The sequence below is a fragment of the Mesorhizobium sp. M4B.F.Ca.ET.214.01.1.1 genome (assembly GCF_004791545.1).
Lineage (GTDB): Bacteria > Pseudomonadota > Alphaproteobacteria > Rhizobiales > Rhizobiaceae > Mesorhizobium > Mesorhizobium abyssinicae.
The window spans coordinates 1-330 of the sequence record NZ_SRUX01000186.1; the positions used below are offsets into that span (position 1 = coordinate 1).

Here is a 330-nt window from a genome sequence, read left to right on the forward strand (position 1 = left end):
GATGCTGACGGCCAATGCGATGCAAAGCTACGAGGGCGAGCTGGAGAAAGCGATCGTGTTGACGCTGTTCATCCCGCTGATCATGAGCTCCGGCGGCAATTCCGGCTCACAGGCTACCTCGTTGGTCATCCGGGCGCTGGCGTTGCGCGAGATCGGCCTTCGTGACTGGTGGCGGGTGGCGTTGCGCGAATTGCCCACCGGTCTCGTGCTCGGCGCCATTGGCTACACCCGCAAACAACTGATCGGGCGCGCAACCGAACTGGCCGTCTCGGTCGGCTTGCGGCCGGAGCACGTCGATCGCTATCCGCACGAGTTCTCGGGCGGCCAGCG

At 64.8% G+C, this 330-nt stretch carries 1 protein-coding gene; it reads left to right on the forward strand.

Annotation, left to right across the window (positions count from 1 at the left end):
- Window positions 1-330 (forward strand): magnesium transporter (locus EN857_RS33820; RefSeq protein ID WP_245521686.1); only part of this gene is annotated, 330 nt, incomplete at both ends.